This window comes from Bilifractor sp. LCP21S3_F8, assembly GCF_052117805.1.
Taxonomy (GTDB): Bacteria; Bacillota; Clostridia; order Lachnospirales; family Lachnospiraceae; genus Bilifractor.
Genome location: NZ_JBQKIK010000001.1, coordinates 66,989 through 89,189, shown reverse-complemented (window position 1 = coordinate 89,189; position 22,201 = coordinate 66,989). Strand labels below are relative to the sequence as shown.

At 50.5% G+C, this 22,201-nt stretch carries 20 protein-coding genes and 1 tRNA gene; 4 read left to right on the top strand and 17 right to left on the bottom strand.

Annotated features, from left to right (window positions below; translation table 11 throughout):
- Positions 1-203: 203 nt before the first annotated feature.
- From purM to ACTQ3A_RS00340, 10 genes are all read right to left on the bottom strand, one after another.
- Positions 204-1,229 carry a phosphoribosylformylglycinamidine cyclo-ligase gene (gene purM / locus ACTQ3A_RS00385; protein WP_441100663.1) on the bottom strand — a complete coding sequence of 342 codons (1,026 nt, stop codon included), beginning with the start codon at positions 1,227-1,229 and terminating at the stop codon, positions 204-206.
- 332 nt (positions 1,230-1,561) lie between these two features.
- Positions 1,562-2,068 carry a 5-(carboxyamino)imidazole ribonucleotide mutase gene (gene purE / locus ACTQ3A_RS00380; RefSeq protein WP_441100664.1) on the bottom strand — a complete coding sequence of 169 codons (507 nt, stop codon included), beginning with the start codon at positions 2,066-2,068 and terminating at the stop codon, positions 1,562-1,564.
- 16 nt (positions 2,069-2,084) lie between these two features.
- Positions 2,085-4,190 carry an aminopeptidase gene (locus ACTQ3A_RS00375; RefSeq protein WP_441100665.1) on the bottom strand — a complete coding sequence of 702 codons (2,106 nt, stop codon included), beginning with the start codon at positions 4,188-4,190 and terminating at the stop codon, positions 2,085-2,087.
- Positions 4,187-4,783, bottom strand: coding sequence for an HD domain-containing protein (locus ACTQ3A_RS00370; protein WP_441100666.1), 597 nt, complete (start codon positions 4,781-4,783; stop codon positions 4,187-4,189). Before ACTQ3A_RS00370 ends, ACTQ3A_RS00375 begins: the two co-directional genes overlap by 4 nt.
- Positions 4,784-4,931: 148 nt before the next feature.
- Positions 4,932-5,255, bottom strand: a complete 324-nt coding sequence (locus ACTQ3A_RS00365) for a hypothetical protein (protein WP_441100667.1) — start codon at positions 5,253-5,255, stop codon at positions 4,932-4,934.
- Between the two features lie 6 nt (positions 5,256-5,261).
- Positions 5,262-5,957: an orotate phosphoribosyltransferase gene (pyrE, locus tag ACTQ3A_RS00360; protein ID WP_441100668.1), complete on the bottom strand. Its 696-nt coding sequence runs from the start codon at positions 5,955-5,957 to the stop codon at positions 5,262-5,264.
- Between the two features lie 238 nt (positions 5,958-6,195).
- Positions 6,196-7,113, bottom strand: a complete 918-nt coding sequence (locus ACTQ3A_RS00355) for a dihydroorotate dehydrogenase (protein ID WP_441100669.1) — start codon at positions 7,111-7,113, stop codon at positions 6,196-6,198.
- A gap of 54 nt (positions 7,114-7,167) precedes the next feature.
- The gene (locus ACTQ3A_RS00350) at positions 7,168-8,034 is read right to left on the bottom strand and encodes a dihydroorotate dehydrogenase electron transfer subunit (RefSeq protein WP_441100670.1); all 867 of its coding nucleotides are present in this window, start codon (positions 8,032-8,034) and stop codon (positions 7,168-7,170) included.
- A 25-nt stretch (positions 8,035-8,059) separates the two neighbouring features.
- Positions 8,060-8,989, bottom strand: coding sequence for an orotidine-5'-phosphate decarboxylase (gene pyrF, locus ACTQ3A_RS00345; protein ID WP_441100671.1), 930 nt, complete (start codon positions 8,987-8,989; stop codon positions 8,060-8,062).
- On the bottom strand, positions 8,982-10,280 hold the full coding sequence (locus ACTQ3A_RS00340; RefSeq protein WP_441100672.1) for a dihydroorotase: 1,299 nt from the start codon (positions 10,278-10,280) through the stop codon (positions 8,982-8,984). Before ACTQ3A_RS00340 ends, pyrF begins: the two co-directional genes overlap by 8 nt.
- Before the next feature lie 347 nt (positions 10,281-10,627).
- Between ACTQ3A_RS00340 and ACTQ3A_RS00335 the strand changes: the two genes are divergently transcribed.
- A complete protein-coding gene (locus ACTQ3A_RS00335) occupies positions 10,628-10,828 on the top strand; it encodes a cold-shock protein (RefSeq protein WP_441100673.1) in 201 nt (66 codons plus the stop codon).
- A gap of 475 nt (positions 10,829-11,303) precedes the next feature.
- Here the strand turns inward: ACTQ3A_RS00335 and ACTQ3A_RS00330 are convergent, their stop codons facing one another.
- A complete protein-coding gene (locus tag ACTQ3A_RS00330) occupies positions 11,304-11,678 on the bottom strand; it encodes a hypothetical protein (RefSeq protein WP_441100674.1) in 375 nt (124 codons plus the stop codon).
- A 207-nt stretch (positions 11,679-11,885) separates the two neighbouring features.
- Here ACTQ3A_RS00330 and ACTQ3A_RS00325 point away from each other — a divergent pair, with 207 nt between their 5' ends.
- Complete coding sequence (locus tag ACTQ3A_RS00325; protein WP_441100675.1) at positions 11,886-12,401, top strand: DUF5721 family protein; 516 nt, start codon at positions 11,886-11,888, stop codon at positions 12,399-12,401.
- Between the two features lie 161 nt (positions 12,402-12,562).
- On the opposite strand, the gene htpG is transcribed toward ACTQ3A_RS00325, so the two are convergent.
- Positions 12,563-14,857: a molecular chaperone HtpG gene (gene htpG, locus ACTQ3A_RS00320; RefSeq protein ID WP_441100676.1), complete on the bottom strand. Its 2,295-nt coding sequence runs from the start codon at positions 14,855-14,857 to the stop codon at positions 12,563-12,565.
- Positions 14,858-15,160: 303 nt separating this feature from the next.
- On the opposite strand from htpG, the gene ACTQ3A_RS00315 reads away from it, so the two are divergent.
- Entirely contained in the window at positions 15,161-15,325 is a 165-nt protein-coding gene (locus ACTQ3A_RS00315) for a hypothetical protein (RefSeq protein WP_441494235.1), read from the top strand.
- A 101-nt stretch (positions 15,326-15,426) separates the two neighbouring features.
- Here ACTQ3A_RS00315 and ACTQ3A_RS00310 read toward each other — a convergent pair whose 3' ends face one another.
- From ACTQ3A_RS00310 to ACTQ3A_RS00300, 3 genes are all read right to left on the bottom strand, one after another.
- Positions 15,427-16,257 (bottom strand): HAD family hydrolase, encoded by an 831-nt coding sequence (locus tag ACTQ3A_RS00310; RefSeq protein WP_441100677.1) that lies wholly within the window; start codon positions 16,255-16,257, stop codon positions 15,427-15,429.
- Complete coding sequence (locus ACTQ3A_RS00305; RefSeq protein ID WP_441495209.1) at positions 16,247-17,086, bottom strand: HAD family hydrolase; 840 nt, start codon at positions 17,084-17,086, stop codon at positions 16,247-16,249. Before ACTQ3A_RS00305 ends, ACTQ3A_RS00310 begins: the two co-directional genes overlap by 11 nt.
- A 303-nt stretch (positions 17,087-17,389) precedes the next feature.
- Positions 17,390-19,093, bottom strand: coding sequence for a glutamine--tRNA ligase/YqeY domain fusion protein (locus ACTQ3A_RS00300; protein WP_441100679.1), 1,704 nt, complete (start codon positions 19,091-19,093; stop codon positions 17,390-17,392).
- A gap of 339 nt (positions 19,094-19,432) precedes the next feature.
- On the opposite strand from ACTQ3A_RS00300, the gene ACTQ3A_RS00295 reads away from it, so the two are divergent.
- Positions 19,433-19,506, top strand: a tRNA-Val gene (locus ACTQ3A_RS00295).
- 366 nt (positions 19,507-19,872) lie between these two features.
- Here ACTQ3A_RS00295 and ACTQ3A_RS00290 read toward each other — a convergent pair.
- Together ACTQ3A_RS00290 and ACTQ3A_RS00285 are read right to left on the bottom strand one after the other, a co-directional pair.
- Positions 19,873-20,679: a TVP38/TMEM64 family protein gene (locus ACTQ3A_RS00290; RefSeq protein WP_441100680.1), complete on the bottom strand. Its 807-nt coding sequence runs from the start codon at positions 20,677-20,679 to the stop codon at positions 19,873-19,875.
- A gap of 254 nt (positions 20,680-20,933) precedes the next feature.
- Positions 20,934-21,968, bottom strand: coding sequence for a Kae1-like domain-containing protein (locus ACTQ3A_RS00285; RefSeq protein ID WP_441100681.1), 1,035 nt, complete (start codon positions 21,966-21,968; stop codon positions 20,934-20,936).
- Between the last annotated feature and the right edge of the window lie 233 nt (positions 21,969-22,201).

Below are 22,201 nucleotides of genomic sequence, written 5' to 3'. Positions count from 1 at the left end.
TAATGTAAACAGCGCCACAATACCTATAAGTCCCCGCTTCACTTCGCTGCTTCGCAGCTTCCGTTCCGCTGACAGGCATGAGCATTCTCACGTTTTCTCGCACTCCATCATGCTCATACCTGTTGTCGCCGCTAATCTTCTTCACCTCTGGTGAGCAAGCTCCATGTGGGCAAATAACACTGCGGCCGGACTTATACACTGCATCAGATCAGCTTTACGCCCTTCTCACCTGCTCTGATATGTCCGATCTGATAGGAATATTCGCCGGCATCACGAATTGCCTTCATGGTTGCGTCCACATCCTCCGGACGAACCGCCAGCACCATGCCGATTCCCATGTTGTAGGTGTTGTACATCACATGCTCGTCGATATCGCCTTTTTTCTGCATCAGTTTGAAGATCGGGAGCACCGGATAGGAGTTCTTCTCGATCTCTGCGTACACGCCGTCGCGGAGCATACGGGGAACATTCTCGTAAAACCCGCCGCCGGTGATATGACTGCAGCCCTGAATTCTGACGCCCGCTTTTTTGATGCTCTTGAGCGCTTTCACATAGATCTTTGTCGGTGCAAGAAGAACATCGCCCAGTCTTCCGCCGAGTTCGTCATAATAGGTGTCCAGTGATTCCGGAGTCATATCAAATACCTTCCGGACAAGAGAAAATCCGTTGCTGTGCACGCCGGAGGACGCGAGGCCGATCAGTACATCTCCGTCACGGAGATCCGCTCCGGTGATCATATCCTTCTGATCCACTACACCGACAGCAAACCCCGCAAGATCGTATTCGTCTGTGGGATAAAAGCCCGGCATCTCAGCGGTCTCGCCGCCGATCAGCGCTGCCTCGGACTGCAGACAGCCGTCCGCGACTCCCTTGACGATCTCCGCGATCTTTTCCGGATAGTTCTTTCCGCACGCAATATAATCCAAGAAAAACAGCGGCTCGCCGCCCGCACACGCAATATCGTTCACGCACATGGCAACGCAGTCGATTCCGACAGTATCATGCTTGTCCATCAGAAATGCGATTTTCAGCTTTGTCCCTACGCCGTCAGTTCCGGAAACCAGTGTGGGATGCTCCATGTTCTTGAACGCATCCGCTGAAAACGCACCGGAAAAGCCGCCCAGTCCTCCGAGCATTTCAGGACGCACCGTTTCCTTTACATACTTTTTCATCAGCTCCACTGATTTGTATCCGGCTTCGATATCTACTCCAGATGACTTATAATCCATTTTGTCCTCCATTCTTCTCCAGACAGACATATTGTGGCGCGGGCAAATCCCGCATGGCCCATTGTTGTTCCTGTGTTTCTGTTGCTTCTGTTTTTTCTGTTGTTTTTGTTCTTTCAGACTTTTCCGCATTTCCGCTGATTACGCGGCAGCTGCGAGAGCAGCTAAAATGACGCGGAGACTTATACGGTTTATGGCGCCCCGCCTGCGGGAGCGCGAAGCACGGAGCAATCCGCACTTATTCCGTTTATGGCACCCCAACTGCGGGAGTGCGAAGCATGGAGCAATCCGCAGCTTATTCCGTTTTTGGCGCCCCGCCTGCGGGGCATGCAGATTTACTTTGTGTAGTTCCTGTAGCCGGTTTCCTGCAGTCTTGCGTCCTTTGCCACGACGTTCTTTCTGCCCTCTTCGCCGTAGTCCCGGATTTTCTGAAGAAGCTCCGGGTCTGAAACCGCAAGGATCCGGGCCGCAAGAATCGCCGCGTTCTTCGATCCGTCGATTGCAACCGTCGCAACCGGAATACCGGACGGCATCTGAACAATAGAATAAAGCGCATCCGTACCGCCGAGCGCCTTGCTGCTCATCGGCACTCCGATGACAGGAAGCGGGAAGAGTGCCGCAACCATTCCCGGAAGAGCTGCCGCCATACCGGCTCCCGCGATGATCACGCGGATTCCTCTCTCTTCCGCGCCCTTTGCCCAGGACACAAGTTCCTCCGGTTCTCTGTGAGCGGAAATAATCCGCATCTCATAATCGATTCCAAACTCCTCGAGTACCGCTGCCGCCTTGGACATGACTGCCATGTCCGAGTCACTTCCCATCACAATTCCAACTTTTGCCATCGTCTGTTATCTCCTTTCATTTGACGTCATTCATCATATCTGATTCCGATAAATCTTTCAACGGCTCATTTAATTCTTCCGTTCCCGGAAGCACAAATTTTCCATTTTGAATCAGCGTGATCTCTTCTCCGTCTGCCTTTTCCACGGTAATGCTTCCCAGTTCCTCATAGGGAATCGTGATATCGGTGTGACAGCCGAAATAAGCCTTGCCCGGGTCTGTTTTGCGCAGGATGGAACGCTCGTTATCCCTCGCGATGATTTCCTTGCCATCCGGATTATAGACGGCATTGTCTTCCTCCCAGCTATAGCAGGTATCGCCGAACGCAAAGTGCGGTCCCATTTTCTCCGCGATCAGGATCGGCAGCTTGTCCGCAATCCCGTAGATCTTCGCCATACGGTACGCTGTCGTATTGGTTCCAATGGCACATTCGCCCATTGGAAGTGACGCGTGATGGAACAGAATATTTTCCTCGATATAGCGGCGGTTTGCCTCCTCCGACGCGAAATTGCCGCAGCTGTAGCCGGCAACCATACCGTCTCTGACCTCAATCTTCAGGTCCCGGTACTGGAATTCCCCGAGATAAACCCGGCTCACATGCAATACTCCGTTTGTCCCCTTCAGAACCGGAGAGGTGAATACTTCTCCGACTGGAATATTCACATCTGCCACACAGTTTTCAAAATTTGTCTGATGTTCCGGATCCGTCAGTGTATGCAGTGCCACCCTGAGGTCGGTACAGTTGCCGTTCATTCCTCTGACCCGGACCGCCGTGCCCTGATCCAGGGCGTTGATGAGCTTCTGCTGGATTTTCTGATACTTCCGGTAATCGAGATTATTGATCTTCACGGTTTCCCGGAAAATATCACGGAAGCGTTCTCCGATTGCGGGTACGGGATAGGCAATGATCGTAAAGCTTCGCTCCGATCCGATGATATAACGGTTCGTAATCTGTCCCGCCTCATTGTTGTACCGCACCTGCTCCTTCTGCTGCTCCTCGGTCAGAGTACAGCTGTGCCGGGATTCCGCCGGAGTGAAAGGCGTCTCACCAAACACATCCATACACGCCGGACCGCCGTGGACCTTCGCCAGGTCCTTGTATTTCTCGTATGCTGCCCGCAGTCCCTGCAGCTTCCGGGTGACAAAACGCTCATCAAGGAAGATGCCTGCGTCGTTTCGGTGATCATATTCAAACTGAGGATTCGGTACGGCTCCGTAGTAGCCAATCCTCAGATGCTGTCTCTTATTCACCGCATGTGTGGCGGAACGATATATGACGCTTTCCAGCCCCATTTCCCGGAACTGAAGAACCGCCTGCCGCACAACCCGCTCGAAGCCGAGCCGGTATCGGATGTTGACCGTCTTTTTTTTGCGGATATCCTTGTGACCGACCTCAAATCCGATCCGATACCCCTCTGTCCATGTGCGGGCAATCGACGCGATTTCCTCCTCGGAGAGGGTGTTCAGAAATAACGCCGTCTGTTCCTCGTTCTCTGTCACATATTCCCCAAACCGGTACAGATACCGCAGGTCGCCAAGGTCCTCCTTCATGATGATGTCCCGTGCAAAGGAAAGTCCGGGATCCAGACATTCGCGGGTTCTTCTGTCCATCATCTCCGCGGAGTAATCGCTGCAGTACCAGTACAGCGACTCCCGGATCAGTTCCGGTTCCGGAAGCTCACCGCCTGTAAACAGCTGATACACCTCAAGAAAAATTTCCAGAGAAATCAGCATGTCCCATACTCTGTCCTCAAACGCATAGACAACGGTTCCCCGGAGCTCCATGTACAGAAAAGAAAAGAGCTGCCCGTAATCCTCACCGAGGGTATCGGCAGAGAAATCAGGATTTCCAAAGCTCTTCCCGTAATTTTCCGGAAGTATGTCCTGATACATGCTGTGGTTCTGTTCTCTCAGCTCCTCCAACGAGGCATCCCTGAATTCTCCTCTTTCCTTCTTCAGCATCAGCTCCGCCATATCCGAGAGAAAAGCAGCTTCCTGCTCAAACCACGCCCTGAAAGGCTCTCGCACCCTTTTCTCCCCCGGAATCTCTCTTACGCGTCCGAGCGCAAGCGAGAAGCGTTCCTTATAATCTTCGGTATCCGCAATAATCTGTTCGTTCCTCAAGGTTTTAAACTGCCCTTCCTGATATTTTCCGCAAGAATTTCCTGCATATAAGACCAGATCTCCTCTGATCCGGTTCCTGTCTTCGCGTTTCTCTGCCTGACCTGAGACTGGTTCACACCATGCTCCCTCCAGTCTCCACCGCCGTTCGAATTGTTCAGCAGCATCGGCTGAAAATTATCCATCACATGCGCGAAACGGGCTTCCGGTGTCTCGTATGCGTCAAACTCCTCCCAGATTTCACGGAGCTTACGCCCCTGATCCTCCGGCAGAAGCCCGAATATCCGCTCCGCCGCCTTCATCTCCCGGTCTGCCTCTGTCTTTTTGGCCTCCTCATCGTATGCGTAGGTGTCCCCGGCATCGATCTCGACGATATCGTGAATCAGTACCATCAGAATCGTACGCACAATATCAATCTCCTGATTGGAATACTCCCTGAGTATCCATGTCATGACAGCCAGATGCCATGCGTGGTCCGCGTCATCCTCACGGCGGCCGTGTCCTGTCAGATGGGTCTGACGGAGAATGTTTTTCTCCTTGTCAATCTCAAGAATAAAAGCAAGCTGTTTCCGGAATCGCTCCTGATCCATTTCCATATAAAATCCGCCTCCATTCTGCCGCACAGCATCACCGGCATTCACGGTCCTTCTTCTGCCTCACATTGGCGCCGATATATCCTGCTCCCATTTCTGCAGGCACCTTAAGCGGCGCTTATGTATTTTCTGCTTTCTGCCTCTGCTTTCTTTAATGAATGCCCAGCAGGAAAAGCACAATCCACAGGATCGACATGATGCCTGAGGCAATCGCCGACAAGGTTCCTCTGCGAACGCTCTCTGATTTTTCCGAGAGCGCACGCATGCCCAGGTAAAACGCGTAGAAGGAAAAAAGCATCGCGATCAGCCCCGCGCAGCCGAGAGCAATCCCGCCCTGCGCCTGCACAACAAAGGAGATCAGAACCGTTACCAGGAGCGCGCCTAACGAGATCAAAGAGAGTATCAGGGATACTCTGGTGTCCGTAAATTTATCTTTTTTGATAAAGGTATATTTTACATTTTTCTTCTTAATCATGCCGCCTCAGAACAACCCCTGATATTCCTCTGCCCCGTACTGCGCGTAATAGCTGCGGATCGCATGCTTCTGATCTTCTGTAAGCGTCATTCGTCCAGTCTCCTGATTTTCTCCGAGATAGCGGAAGACATCAGCCATTGAGACAATGGCATTCGCCGGGAATCCGTATTTTTCAGTAATCTCCGAAAGTGCGCTTCTGGTTCCTTTTCCACGCTCCATGCGGTTCAGGGATACCATGAGCCCCTTGATCTGCACATCGCCCTGCGCCTGAATAATCGGGAAAGTTTCCTCGATCGACTTTCCGGAGGTGGTCACATCCTCGATGATGACAACCCGGTCTCCGTCCCTGATTTCACTCCCCAGAAGGATTCCCTTGTCGCCGCCGTGATCCTTCGCTTCCTTACGGTTGGAGCAGTACTTCACATCGACTCCGTAGAGGTCGCTGATGGCGATCGCGGTTACAACTGAAAGCGGGATTCCCTTATATGCAGGTCCGAAGAGAATATCAAAGTCAAGCCCGTAGCTGTCATGAATAGCTCTTGCGTAAAACTCGCCGAGCTTCTTCAGCTGCGATCCGGTTACATACGCGCCGGCATTCATGAAGAAAGGCGATTTTCTTCCGCTCTTCAGCGTAAAATCTCCGAACTTCAATACATGACTGTCAATCATAAAATCAATAAACTGTTTTTTGTATTCTTCCATCTTTTCTCTGTCGCTCCTTCCAATCTGCAGCAGACCGTCTTCATCGGTCTGCCACGGCGGTGATCCCATCGCCTCACAACGAGATAAAACACGCTGCGCGAGTTTTATCTCGCTATCGCGACGCTCGCCGCACACGAATACTTCGCATTCGGCTGCGGCTCACTGTTCGCGTAAATTAATGTGAGCAGATGGGTACTGATCACTTCGACAAATTCTCCGTATCTGCGCTGTCTGCCCATCATCCCTCAACTGCGCCTACAAGATCCTGTACGCTGTCGATTCCATTTTCTTCCAGGTATCGTTCGATTCCCGCTACCACATCCAGGGTTGCGCGCGGATTTATGAAATTCGCGGTTCCCACCGACACAGCCGTTGCTCCCGCGAGAATAAATTCCAGCGCATCCTCCGCGGACGCGATACCGCCCATTCCAATGACCGGAATATGCACCGCATGCGCCGCTTCATATACCATCCGGACGGCAATCGGCTTTACGGCCGGACCAGACATTCCGCCGGTCCTGTTCGCCAGGACAAATTTCCGGCGGTTCACATCGATTTTCATACCGGTCAGGGTATTGATAAGCGAAACCGCGTCTGCGCCTCCTGCCTCCACTGCCCTGGCCATCTCCCCGATGTCGGTGACATTCGGGCTGAGCTTCATGATGATCGGCTGCTTCGCCACTTTCTTACATGCTTTTGTGATTTTTTCCGCGACAGACGGAACCGTTCCGAAGGCAATTCCTCCTTCTCTGACGTTCGGGCAGGAGATATTGATCTCCAGCATATCCACGGGTTCATCCGCCAGCCGTTCCACCACTTCCGTATATTCCTCGGCCGAATGGCCGCAGACATTTACGATGATTTTTGTGTCATATTTCTTCAAAAACGGAAGGTCTCTCCTACAGAAGACCTCAACACCCGGATTCTGGAGACCGATGGCATTCAGCATGCCGCCGTACACCTCGGCCACCCTCGGTGTCGGGTTGCCGGGCCACGGCACATTGGCCACGCCCTTCGTTACAACGGCTCCGAGTCCGTTCAGGTCTACAAATTCACTGTATTCCTCGCCGGACCCGAAAGTTCCGGACGCTGTCATGACCGGATTTTTCAATTCCACCCCGGCGATCTTCACGCTAAGTCTGTTCGTTGTTCCCATCTATCTGTGCCTCCAGCTGATTCAGGTTTTCTTTCTATGCGCAAGGATAATCTCTCAGAGATCCAGAGTCATTACATTAAACACCGGTCCGTCCTTGCACACCCTGGTATTCTTCACCTGAGAATGACCGTCGATCTCCCGTGTCCTGCAGACACACGCAAGACAGGCGCCGATTCCGCAAGCCATCCGCTCCTCCATGGAAACCCAGCAGGGTATCTGCTCCTTTTCGGCCCATGCCTTCAGAGCGCGGAGCATAGGAAGCGGTCCACACGCAAAAATCACCTCCGGCTTCCTTCCATCGGCACGGATCGCGTCCATTACATTTCCTCTCGTTCCCACGCTTCCGTCTTCCGTCGCGATGATCGTATCGCCGTACCGGTCAAATTCTGACTTCAGAAAGCAGTCACTGCGATAACCGATGACGCTGATCACCTCTGTATCACGAATCTTCGCATTGACTCCGTCGGACTTTTCGGAAACTCTCTGCTCATCTTCAATCACATCTGACTGTTCCTCATCAAGTGCCGCGCTTTCGGAAAGTACTTTCGCCGTTTCCAGAAGCGGCGGAACTCCGATTCCTCCTCCGATGAGAAACACTCTTTTGCCCGCCGCTTCCTCGAGCGGGAAGCCATTGCCAAGAGGTCCCAGAATCTCCAGTTTTTCACCGGCACTCATCTGCGCCATCTCATCCGTTCCCGCCCCGGAAACACGGTAGACCAGACGGATCGTCTGCCGCTCCGCGTCAATTCCGCAGAGGCTGATCGGCCGCGGAAGCAGCCTGCTTTTGTCATGGAGAAAAACATTTACAAACTGTCCGGGAACTGCCTCGCCGGAAATTTCCGGTGCCTGAAGAACCATATCATAGATGCCATCGCTGATCCGGTTCTGGCTGACGATTGTTGCCGTCTCCTTTACTTTCATATGTTTTCGCTGTCCTTTCAAAGATTCATCTGACTGCTTCCAGAGCACTGTTGATATCCCGGATCATGTCGACAACCGCAGCCCTGGAGGCATCCGCGAAATGGTCCTCGCCATACTCCGCATATTCTTCCTTCCGGTATGCACAGATGATTCCGCGGGAGGAATTAATAATCGCCCCGAGTCCGTCCTCATTGAAAAAGTCAGTGAGATCGGCGCCTTTTCCACCCTGCGCACCGTATCCCGGAACCAATATGAAGGTCTTCGGCATGATTTTCCGGAGCATTCTTCCCTGTTCCGGATAGGTTGCTCCTACAACGGCGCCGATATAGCTGTATTCATCGCCCATCGCCTCGCGTCCCCACTCAGCTACCTTTTCGCCCACCAGCTCATACAGAGGCTTTCCGTCCACCAGCCGGTCCTGGAACTCTCCGCTTGACGGATTTGACGTCTTCACGAGAACAAATATTCCCTTCTTCTCCTCGCGGCAGACCTTGATAAACGGATTGATGCCGTCGCTTCCCAGATAAGGATTGACCGTCGCAAAATCCTCATGGAAACCGGAATACTCTTTATTTCCGACCTTCACATGCCCGAGATGGCCGACAGCGTAGGCCTCCGAGGTTGATCCGATATCGCCGCGTTTCACATCTCCGATCACGACAAGCCCCTTGCTCTGGCAATATGAAACTGTTCTCTCATAAACAGCCATCCCCGGTACGCCGAACTGCTCATACATCGCGACCTGCGGCTTCACCGCAGGGATCAGATCGAAGGTTGCATCTACAATTTCCTTGTTGAACTCCCAGACCGCCTCCGCAGCGCCTTCCAGCGTTTCTCCGTACTGATGGAACGCTTTTCTCCAGATAGATTCCGGCACATAGGAAAGCATCGGATCCAGACCGACGACCACCGGCGCGTTCTTTTCTCTGATGTTCTGAATCAGGCGATTAATCATAGTACATTCTTCCTTTCTGATATACGATTTTCCCGCCGCAGATCGTGGTGTCGACCCGGCCGGTAACCTCACAGCCGTCAAACGGTGTATTTTTTCCCCGGGATTCAAATTCCCGCGCGTCAATCTTATAGGATACATCGGGATCGATGATCGTTATATCCGCTTCCTTGCCCTCTGCAAGGGATCCCCTCTGATCCAGATGCAGAATTTTCGCCGGGCCCGCGCTCATCCGCTCCGCCATCTGCATTGGTGTCAGGATACCGGTTTTGACCAGATAGGTGATGGTCAGCGCGACGGAAGTCTCGAGGCCGACAATTCCGAAGGGGGCCTTTTCCATGGGCTGATCCTTCTCCTCGCGCGTGTGGGGCGCATGATCCGTGCTGATTGCTTCAAATACTCCCTCAGCCAGCCCCCTGCAGAGTGCCTTTCTGTCCTCTTCGGTGCGCAGCGGCGGATTCATTTTGTAGTTCGTGTCGCCGTGCACTCTGTCGCTGCTCGTCAGAATGAAATGATGCGGGCAGACCTCGCCGGACACATCCCAGCCTTTTTCTTTTGCCGCCTTCAGCATCTCGTAGCTTCCCTTCGTGGAGCAGTGACAGAGATGAAGATGTGCACCTGTCTCATGAGCAAGGATCATGTCTCTCGCGATGATGACATCCTCCACCGAATTTGTGATACCGGGAAGGCCCTCAGCTCTGGATATCTCATCCGCATTCACACAGCCGCCCTGTACGAGATTCCTGTCCTCGCAGTGATCCAGAAACGGAATGTTCAGTTCACGGCAGATTTTCATTGCCTCCCGCGCAAGCTCAGCGTTCATGACCGACTTTCCATCCTCGGAAACAGCGGGGATCCCATGCTTCGCCATTCCTCTGATATCGGCCAGCTTTTCACCGGCCTGCCCCTCAGTGACCGCTCCGGCCTGAAGCACATGAATCGACGCGGTATGCTCCGCCTTGTGCATAACATAGTCGATGCGGTCCGGGCTGTCACAGACCGGTTTTGTATTTGGCATCGCAACGATGGTGGTAATGCCTCCTCTGGCAGCCGCCTTCGAGCCGGTAGTCACATCTTCCTTCCAGGTAAGCCCCGGATCACGAAGATGCACATGCAGATCGATCAGCCCGGGCATGATCCACATGCCCCTTGCGTCGATCTCCCGGTCCGCCTTTTCTGTTATCTTTTTCGCGACTCTGGTGATTTTTCCTCCGGACAGATAGAGATCAGCGATGCCGTCAAAACGGGTGTCCGGATCGATGATTCTGCCGTTTCTTATCAGAATTGTATCCATAACGATTTCTGCCTTTCCGTATGAGGGACATCCGGCCGGATTTCATCAAACCTTCTTTTGTGCCTTTCCTGTCCCGGGCATAAATTTCCGTTTACAGTATACAAGATGGTGCCTGAGAATTCAAGAATCACCCCTTGTCTTGTCATGGAAAAGAGCTCCCGGAAAAAAGCGTGAAAAAAGCGAAAAACTTTGCCGATACTGCCCCGGAGTCCGTTGAAGAGGCCACTGAAAAGAAAGTCGAATTGTTCAAATTTTCTTGACTTTTCAACCTTTCAAACCTATAATCAAATCACGGTGAAAGCTTCACCGATTCATTATTTTTCTTAGTAAGTATGGAGGTACTTCAAATGAACAAGGGCACTGTTAAGTGGTTCAATGCTGAAAAAGGTTATGGTTTCATCACTGGTGAGGACGGAAAGGACGTATTTGTTCACTTCTCAGCAATCCAGGGTGAGGGATTCAAATCTCTGGACGAGGGCCAGGCTGTTTCCTATGATCTGGTTGAAGGCGCAAAGGGAATGCAGGCAGCAAACGTTGTTAAACTGTAATTTCAGCGAATGAACCCGAATCACTAATCCAGACATCGAAAGAATTGCTTTTCTTGTTACAGCATTTTGAAGCATTGATTTATATATATAGATATTAAGTTACGCATCAAGTGTTTGCACACGTTATAATCAGTTCAATCGAAAAATCACCGTCTTCCGCTCCGGAAGGCGGTTTTTTTCTGCTGTCTCATCTTTGAAAAGCGGGTTTTCTCTGTTGGCGCATCCCAAAAAGGCGGTTTTTCTCTGCTGGCGCATCTCAAAAAAGCGGTTTCCTCTGCTGACGCATCTCAAAAAGGCGCCCTGCTCTCGCAGAACGCCTTGTAGATCTTGTGCTATATTATTGCTGCCATACATAATCCCTATGGCTGCTGCTGTAAAATATCTTTTATGCCTGCGCTTCCTCTATGACTGCTGTCATGCATGGCACTTATGGGCATTGACGGGAGAAATCATTCTCTCGTTCTGCCGGAATCCGTCACTGCGCAGCCGACGCCGATGATACGGATGCGTCCGAGGAAGCAGATGCTGCGCTGCTGTCTGATGCTGTCGCAGATGATGCTTCAGTTGAAGTGCTGTCAGAACCTGTCTTCTGCTCTGTGACATAGCTGTTTAAAGCTGTCGTGTAGGATTCGATGGCAGAGAGGTCAAGCTCCGTCGTCGTTGCCTTTGCCGTAGTCGCCTGATTGTTCTTTACATTATTATATACCGCCCAGCTGAACCAGCCGATCAGAATACCGAAAACGGCCACAACTGCAACTACGGTCAGTCTCGTTCTGATCTTTTCTCTCCGCATGATTTTCTTGCGGTTCTTTTTCTCTTCCTTATATAAATCGACCTTTTCCTGACTCATTCCAACATACTCCTTACCTGTCTCTTGATCCGGGCTCCGGCTGATTCGGGCAGAAATTTCTCAGCATCTGCCATAATTCCTGCGTCGGCCCAATGTAAACAGTATACAACAATTCCAATCAAATGCAAAGCACAATCCGTAAATTCCCGGATTGTGAGATACCCGGAAGTCTATTATAATGGATACTGTATTTCGGAGGTTTTTACTATGATCGCATTACAGATTGAACATGTCGGCAGCTTCATGAATCACCTTCTTCTGAAGGAAACGTTCGACCGTTTTCTGGTCTCGGAGGCGCAGATCACAACCTTTACCACATTTTCCATCGACGGTCAGGCTCACCCGGAATATTATGAGGGCGACGCTTCAGATGACGGAATCACGAACAAAGTCACGAACCCACAGACACACCGGGAATCTCTTGTGCACTGGAGGGATATCCGATCCTTCTGCGTACAGATCCTGAAAGGCCGCAGGCTTCCTCTCTCCTTCCGTTTTGTCTTCCAGCTGAGTGCCGGACAGATCCGGCGTTTTATGGAAAAGAACGAACTGAATTACGATCCGGATGATATCCTTGGACTGTTCCTGAACATTCAATACCGGAATCAGACACTGACTGTAACTACCGGATCCTCCCTCCGGGTCTTTACGCTGGATCACTCCGTTGACCAGGCGTGGGACCGGTATGTGCAGAAATTTTTCACCGCCTGCGGGCTCGACTGATCACCTTTAAATTGTTGTTGTACAAATATCGGAATGTGTTTTTTTGTGTAAATACAAGGAAATATTTTATACGAATACCAGGAAAATGTTTTGCGCGAACACAAAAGGAGCGGGAAAAACGCCCACCTCGCGTTTTTATCCCGCTCTGCTTTCAATCTTGCTTATTCAGATTTCTTCTCGTCCTTTGATTCCTTTGAAGTCTTCTTGGCCGGTGCCTTGGTGTCCTTCTTCTCCGACGCTTTCACTTCTTTCTTTGCTGTATCTGCCTTTTTGATCTGGGCTTTTCCCGCTGGCTTCGCGTTCTCTGCAAGCTTTACCATGATCTCATTGCTCCTGCTGATGAACTTTGTCATCTCATCCGGAGTCAGAGCGCGGTTGCTGATAACTGCCAGATCATAAAGCTGCTCACAGAAGAGGCTGACATCCTCGGATGCCTTATGCTCGAATACATATTTCACAAGCGGATGCTTTGCATTCAGAACAAGTGTCTGCTGTCCCTCGAGTTCATCCACGTTGATGTTCTTGTCCGCCATTCCGTACATGCGCATCATCTCGCTATAACGGCGCATCTCCTCGGAGATCGTGACCATGGCTGAAACACTGGGATCCTTCAGATTCTCCACCCGGACGGACAGCTGACTCTTGTTCAGAACCTTGCGGAAGAGCTCCTGCAGATCCTTGCTCTCTTCCTTCAGAGATTCGCTGTCTTCCTTCATATCATCGGTGAGATCCGCATCGATTCTCTGGAAATGAAGATTTTCATTCAGCTGCTCCACATGGGAGATAAACGGAGCGTCGATGGTATGGACCAGCTTATAAGCCTGTTTCTTCTGGCTCCGGAACATGTTGATGTACTGGCTCTGCTGCACCTCATTTGTCACATAATAGATCGTGATCTTCGGTGCATCCTTCTTGTCGTCCTTCTGGTCCGCCTCACCGGATTTACTCTCTTCTGAAGCTTCTGCCTCAGGCTTCTTCTCACCATCGGCACCCGTCTCAGATTCCTTCGCATCTGCCGCTTTGCTCTTGTCTTCTGCGCTTCCCCCTGTTTTCTCTTCCTCAGTCTTTTCAGGAGTATTGGCGGCGATGATATCTTTCAGCGTGTGATACTTGCCGTCGAGATCCTCATAGAGGATGTAGTCCATCATTCTCTCAGAGAACTTGGGATCCTTCAGCGTTCCGAACTTGATGAACGGACTGATGTCGTTCCAGTATTTCTCATATTCTTCTCTCTTGGTCTTGCACATGCCTGAGAGCTTGTCCGCAACCTTCTTTGAGATGTAATCGGAAATCTTCTGCGCGAAACCGTCATTCTGAAGCGCAGAACGGGAGACGTTGAGGGGCAGATCCGGGCAGTCAATCACGCCCTTGAGCAGGAGCAGATATTCCGGGATAACTTCCTTAATATTATCCGCGATGAATACCTGGTTGTTGTACAGCTTGATTTTTCCCTCAATGGACTCGTATTCCGTGTTGATTCTCGGGAAGTACAGAATGCCCTTCAGGCGGAACGGATAATCCATATTCAGATGAATCCAGAACAGCGGCTCCTTGTAATCCAGGAATACATGGCGGTAAAATTCCTTGTACTCCTCATCTGTGCACTGACTGGGCTGCTTTGTCCACAGTGGATGCGTATCACTGATGGATACCGGCCGCTTCTGAATCTTTACCTGATTTTTCTCCGGGCTGGTCTCGACCTTTTCGGTCTCGCCCTTATCATTTTTCTTCTCCTCGTACTTCGCGTCCTCATGGATATGCTCAATGACAACATCGGTATCCTTGAGGTCCTTTTCATCGATGATCTCCGTCTCCGGCTCTTTCGTCTCATTCTCAAGATAAATTTCTACCGGCATGAAGGAGCAGTATTTCTCCAGAGTTTCACGTACCTTGTACTCGTTGGCGAATTCCAGACTATCCTCTGCCAGGTGCAGTGTGATCGTTGTCCCTGCCTCGGTACGGGTGCCCTCGCTCATATCATACTCTGTACCGCCGTCGCACTCCCAGTGAACGGCCTCCGCTCCCTCACGGAAACTCAATGTATCGATTTCCACCAGATCCGCTACCATGAATGCAGAATAGAATCCGAGTCCGAAATGTCCGATGATCTGGTCGCTGTCCGCCTTATCCTTATACTTTTCCAGAAATTCCGTCGCGCCGGAAAAAGCAATCTCTGTGATGTCACGGATTACCTCGTCCGCTGTCATACCAATTCCGTTATCGGTGAATTTCAGTGTTTTTTCCTTATCGTTAACCGATACTGTGATCTTCGGCTTATATCCCTCCGGAAGCCTTACCTCACCTACGGCATCCAGCTTTTTTCTCTTGGTTATGGCATCGGATCCGTTCGAAATCAGTTCCCGGATAAAGATATCCTTATCCGAATACATCCATTTCTTGATTATTGGAAAAATGTTGTCGCTGTTAATCGACAGATTTCCATGTCTCATTTCCATACTAATACACACTCCTTTTCACTTTTGATCCTTCATTTTCGTGACATATCCCCGTCAGGAAAATGGATATTTATGTTATCGCCGCTGATGATCCGCTGTCTGTGGAAACCCGACTTCGCGGACCATTCCGGCTGTGATTTCTGTCATTATGACCGGTATTCATTTTATACCCGACAAGTGTTATATTAGTACCCTTATTACAGAAAGTCAAGGAAAAATTAGCACTCGTTTTTATCGAGTGCTAGTAAGGTACTGTATAAGTCCAGTCGCAATGTTCTTGGCCCATGGGGAGCTTGCTCACCAGTGAGTAAGAACATTAGCGACGACAACAGGTATGAGCATGGAGCGATGCCAAGCAACGCGAGAATGATCATACCTGTTAGCGGCACGGAAGCTGCGAAGCAGCGAAGTGACGCGGGGACTTATACAGTGTGTGGCACAATGTATCGTATAGCCGGTACTGTATAAGTCCAGTCGCAATGTTCTTGGCCCGCGGGGAGCTTGCTCACCAGTGGGTAAGAACATTAGCGACGACAACAGGTATGAGCATGGAGCGATGCGAAGCAACATTATCCGCTAAAATCGCCTGACAATATTTTCTCAAGGTATTCCTCCACCGTCGACGTATGGTCACGGCTTGCGGCGAGAATTTCCGGTTTGGCATTGTCCACCGCAACCGGCCAGCCGACCAGCTTCATCATCTCCATATCGTTATAGTTATCCCCGAAGGCCATGCATTCCTCCGGCCGCACATCGAGCTTCTCCAGCAGTTTCCGGATTCCGGTTCCCTTATTCACATGAAGCGGCATGATATCGAGCCAGTCATTTCCGCCCGTAACAACCGTTGCGTATCTTCCAAATCTTTCCTGCCAGAACGCGATTTCCTCATCGGTAAGACCGTTCCTCTCGTAGATGGAAATCTTGAAATACGGCTCCTCCGTCTTCAGAATATCCGGCACCAGTGTGACATTGTTGCCGACCACATCCCGCATATGATAATAATAGCTCATGTCCTTCGGCTGAATGTAGCTTGTATTCACTCCCGACAGGAGCACCTCGGCGGACGGCGTCCCTATGATCTCGCGCATGATCTCCTGTCCCAGTGCCCGGTCCATGGTCACTCTGTGCACCATCTCGCCTTCATAGAAGCTGAGGCAGCCGTTCTCGCAGAGATACGCGATCTCGCTGCGAACAGGAGCAAAGAGTCTCTGCAGATTGGCATACTGTCTTCCGCTCGCTGCGAGAAAAATAATTCCTCTGTCAGTCAGCCTGTGAATCAGCTCGCAGGTATTGGGTTTCAGCCTTTGTGCGTCTCCCTGAAGCAGTGTCCCGTCCAAATCACTTGCAATGAGACGGATATTCGACGGAATTCTTATCGATGGAATTCTTTTATCTGACATTTTCCTTTCCCCTCGAATTAAATCGATCCACAAGATCAACGATCTCCATAGGATCATCGACAATATCGTCTGCCCGATATTCCTCAAGCTCCGTTCTCGGACGGAACCCCCATGTCACCCCGACGGTAAAAAGGCCTGCATTATGACCTGTGAGCATGTCGGTATTGGTGTCACCGAAGTACAGTGCCTCTGTCTTATTCACCCCGAACTCCCTGAGAATCTCATAGACCCCCTGCGGATCCGGTTTGATCGGCACAGTGTCGGTCTGTCCCTGAATATGGTCGAAGGTATCCGGTCCGAAGATTGCCGTCACCACATCGATTGCTCCCTGATGCATCTTGTTGGAAAATACAGCAAGGCGGATCTTCCGTTTCTTCAGTTCTTTCAGCATCTCCACAATGTGCGGGTAAGGTTTCACATGATACAGCGAATTCTCGACAAACCATTTCCGGCACAGCGGTCTTCCCTCCTCATAATGTTTCAGCTCCGGATCACCCGCATCCTTCAGTGCTCTTTTAAGTGCGTTGTCGAGGCCATCCCCCGCGTAGTAATTGTAATTCTCCACCGGCATCGCAGGAAGCCCGAAATGCTCCAGTGTCATATTGACCGGACGCGCAATGGACTCCTGCGTCTTCGTAAGTGTACCGTCAAGATCAAAAATACATGCCTTTATCATTTCCTGCTCTTCCTTTCTCTCTTCCGGAAATCCCCGGTGTGCAACACTTTCAAAGATCCCGCCTTCCAGGATTTTACTTCCTGCAGAGTCATCTTCATTCTCCGTTACTGACCCGGACAACTCCCGCCTGTTCTTCGTATCAGGATAACACAATCGAAGATATACTTCTTCATTATTTCTCCGCCATTAAGGACATTTTTTGCGAAACAGCATTTTCGGTATAAAAACAGGAAAAAGCTGCCGCACCTGCAGGAAGCAGTGATACAGCAGCCTTTTTGTAATGAATATCAGCGTCAGTCTGCGCCGGACTTCTTATGTCCTTGAAGACTTCTCCGGACTTCTTATGTCTTGAAAGTTTCTCCGGACCTCTTGTGCCTTCCGGAGTTTCTCCGGACCTCTTACGTCTTCTGAGGTTTCTCCGATTCTCTTATGCCTTCTGAAGTTTCTCTGATTCTCTTATGCCTTCGGAAGCTTGAAGGAACTCTTCAGCGATACGATTCTGCCGAACACCGGCTTTCCGGACTTCGACAGCTTCGCGTCAGCACAGAAGAAACCATTTCTCACAAACTGGAAGCTCTCATAGGGCTTTGCCTCTGCCAGAGCGGGCTCGACCACTCCCTGGAGAACCTCAAGAGAATCCGGATTGATATTCATCGTGCCGTCCTCATTGTACACGCCCTTTTCCTCATCGATCAGATTCTCATAGAGACGCATCTCCACAGGCTTCGCATCTGCTGCATTCACCCAGTGGATCGTTCCCTTCACCTTTCGACCGTCCGGGCTGTTGCCGCCGCGGCTCGCCGGATCGTAGGTACAGTGGATCTCGGTGATTTTTCCATTTTCATCCTTGCGGAAATCAACGCACTTTACAAAGTAAGCCTGCATCAGGCGCACTTCATTGCCCGGGAACATCCGGAAATATTTCCTCGGCGGATTCTCCATAAAATCATTCCGCTCGATATACAGTTCACGGGAAAAAGTAACCGTGCGGCTCCCCAGCGCCTCATTCTCCGGGTTGTTCGGAACCGTAAACTCCTCGGTCTGCCCCTCGGGATAATTGTCAATAATCAGCTTTACCGGATCCAGGATCGCATACATTCTGGGAACTCTGGTCTTCAGATCATCCCGTATGCAGTACTCCAGCATCGCATAGTCTGTGGAGCTGTTGGCCTTCGAAATTCCTCCAAGGCTGATAAACTTCTGTATCGATTCCGGCGTATATCCTCTTCTGCGGAGCGCGGCGATGGTGACAAGACGCGGGTCATCCCAACCATCGACAGTTCCGTTCTCCACCAGTTTCTTGATATATCTCTTACCGGTGACTACATTGGTCAGGTAGAGCTTCGCGAACTCAATCTGCCTCGGCGGGTGCGCAAAGCCCACGTTCTCCACCACCCAGTTATACAGTGGCCGGTGGTCCTCAAACTCCAGCGTACAGAGAGAATGGGTAATGCCCTCGAAGGCATCCTCCAGCGGATGGGCAAAATCATACATCGGATAAATGCACCATTTGTCTCCCGTATTCTGGTGATGCAGATGAGCGATCCGGTAGATAATCGGGTCTCTCATATTGATGTTCGCCGCTTTCATATCGATTCGCGCCCGGAGAACCTTTGATCCGTCCTCGAACTCGCCGTTTTTCATCCGCTCGAACAGATCGAGATTCTCTTCTACGCTTCTGTTCCGATTCGGATCATCCCTTCCCGGCTCCGTCAATGTTCCACGGTACTCACGAATCTCATCAGCGGACAGATCACTGACATAAGCCTTTCCATCGCGGATCAGCTTGAGCGCAGCCTCATACATTTTGTCAAAATAGTCTGATGCAAAGAACGGACCGTTGAACTTCGCACCGAGCCACTCCACGTCACGCTTGATTGCCTCTACAAATTCTCCCTTTTCCTTTGTGGGATTTGTGTCATCAAAACGGAGATTGAACTGACCATTATATTCCTTCGCGATGCCATAATTCAAAAGGATCGACTTTGCGTGGCCGATGTGAAGGTACCCGTTCGGCTCTGGCGGAAAGCGTGTCATAACCGTGTCATATCTGCCTTCCTTCAGATCTTTATCGATTTCCTGCTCGATAAAGTTCCGGGAAACGACTTCTCTTTCCGCCTCACCCGACCCCTGTTCTTTAGAAGTTTCTTCGATCGCCATTGTGTCAGTTCCTCCTCGATTCCTGTATCATTTATCCACCGGGACGTACACCGTTTCGGCAGATATCTAAAGTCTTTCACTGAGATAACATCATATCATAACTTTTTCATTTTTCAAAGCATAACCTTGCCCCGCGGCTGCCTTCATCTGCCTTTCATACAAACTGTCATCCTGCACGATATCTTCCTTTGCAAAGACTTGCGCTTGCGTGCAAGGCGTGAGCTTGCATCGCAAGGGCCCGGGCTTGTGCCGCAGTGACTTAAGTTTGCGTCAAAATTTGAATTTTCTGACAAATTTTCATTGCATTTTGATGGAAAAAGTGATAACCTGAGTATTGATGGGAGCATAGCTCAGCCGGGATGAGCGTTCGCCTCACACGCGAAAGGTCACGAGTTCGATCCTCGTTGCCCCCACTGTTCGGCGCGTATCCGAGTAATCGGATACGCGCCTTTTGTCGCAGCGGGGTCTGCCTGTTTTTCTTCCTAGTTGCAAGGCACCACCTTCATAGCCTAATTTCACAACCACAGCAGAGCTCCGCATCCACAGCATAATTTCACATCCATAGCAGAGCGGAACGGTGCCTGCGTGGATGGCTGCTGATCTCCGGAAAAACCGTCTCATCCCATAAAAAAAGCCTGTCTCCGCATACACAGAAACAGACTCACAGAATTTACCTGTAGCAAGAAAAATTTTTCCAACAAAATGAAAAGAAAAAGATATATCCGCCACTGCCTGGAAAAGAAAGCTCCATTCAGCATCACATGATACGATACAGATAATCAGACAGCTGTGTCATTCTTCTCTTTGTCTGTTTTGATATGCTTTGACAGGCCGATTTTCGAATCCGGTTCATCCTCTTCCGACTCGTCTCCGCCGGGAATCAACGACATCAGCCATTTTCTCTTCAGGGTGACAAAAATCAGAACAGAGATCTGGAATCCCAGCGCAAGCACCATGAACAGATACTGCCCGTGCTTGATGAACCCGCCCGCGAGGCAGTTGAAGAAAATCTGTATCCAGCTTGTAACAGCAATCGCAATAAAATAGTGAAGCGTCGTGATCGAAGATCCAGCAGCAATATACGGAATAATTCCATTTGGAAGAATAGGGAGCAGGTTCACAAAAGCAACCACAAACTCCGGTTTGGTCGTCTTCAGCTTTTCCTTGATCCAACTGTTCTTGTTCTTCTTCACCGGCGCGAATCCGGCAATCTGGTTCCCCATCCTTCTCGCAAAAAAGAACACCAGAAGGTTTCCCAGCAAAAAGCCGAAGTAGCACATCAAGAAAGAATGGAACCAGCCATAGATTACACCGGATGCAATCTGAATTGCAAATCCCGGAAAGACTATACTGACAACCTGAAGCGCAGCCAGCACGATGATCGACAGCGGGCCCTTCCAGGAAGCCTCCCTATTGATAAACGATTCAATTTCCTTCTCATCGCCGCCGCGCAGTAATTTCAGATACTGCGGGATCATATCGCCGAACGCGAACCAGATCAGCAGCACAGCGGCAGCAAGTACGCCGATATAAGCGAACAGCTTCCAGTGTTTTCTCCAGAAGCAGCTGAAATCCTTCTTTTCCATATATTCTCCAAATTCTGATTTGTATACCGCTTCTGCAGCAAAACAGGCTGAATCGGAAGTTCGGATACTTCCCTGCCGGAAAAAGCGCATTATCTGCGCACCCGGCCAGACAACCATTAGATTATATAAGAAAAGATGTCTCCTGTCAAATTCAACATTCCCTGCAGGATATGAGCCGTTCCGTTCTCGGTAATACACCTGATATCCCTTGTCCCGAAGTCGAACCATATCGGCTCCGCCAAGGCTGTACCGTCTCAGTAATACACCTGATATCCCTTGTCCTGAAGTCCTTTAACCGTGCGCTCCCTCAGTATATCGTCAACAAAAATTTCTCCGCTCAGCACGACACGGTTTACCTGAATTCCATTCCCGGAAGCATCGGCAACTATATTCTCACACATCTTGACCGTCATCTCCGCTACCGCGTCATGAAATTCCAGTGCAAGCTCATCCGTCGGAATGCCGCCGTCCTTTGCCATGCGAAGATCTCCGATCAGACGCGGGCCGTCAGCAATCCACTCGCCGTTTTTCTTCTCTAGAATCATCCTTACCGGATACCGGTTCTTGAGAACATCAATCTGATGTGCCGCCATTCCAAATGTACCGTCATTCCATTTGCTGACCGCATTTTTGGCTGCCTCCACAAGCCTCTCTGCGCATTCACCGGGATAGGTATTCTCCTCGCAGATGCCGAGCACTGCCGCGGCTGCATCGAACAGCCGCAGCAGTGACGTTGAGATATAAGTGTCTCTTCCCGCGTCAAGTGCAATTGCGATCGTCTGGTGCAGATTCGGATCGAGAATCTGATCTGACTCATAATCCTCCCAGATCAGACCTCTGTCCTCCGCATCATTCATCATGCAGGCAAGTACCATCTGCGCGTTTTTCGTATCGTCCCTGCCTCCGAGAAGCTGAACCGGCTGCAGACACCCCATACGAATGTAGTTGCCGCTGCGCTCCGCGACCTCCGGCTCCTTCTCTTCCTCGTCCAGTTCATCATGCATCGGGACCGCATGAAGAGTCTCCCCACTGTCATCCGGTTCCTTCGTGTATTGAATCTTCAATATATGTTCTCTGTCTCCGAGCAGAAATTCTCCGCCCCATACAGTACCGTCTTCTCCCTGAATATTGTCATCATACACAACGTAGAGAGCGGGCCCCTGAATGTTGTATTTGTCAGCAATCGGTGCCACAACAGAGGTCAGCTTTTTCATATCCTCTGATTCGACTGTGTCCCTCTCATGCTGTCCTGCTTCGTCGTTCAGTACAAATGTGATTTTATCATCCATGATCTCTGATCCCCTCTTTTGAGATAAACGCCTTCATCAATATCCGTGTTGCAGCCGGGATCCGGTTCGAAAAGTTTTTCAATTACGTCTACGTCGCCCATGCTGTCATCTGATTTAAAAATTATACCATTGCATGTACGATATGCAAATATATTTTATGTTTATAGGATTAGCGGACTTTTACCCGGTATTTTTTTACAATTCAGATGCTCTTAACCGGGGTAATGCCTGTG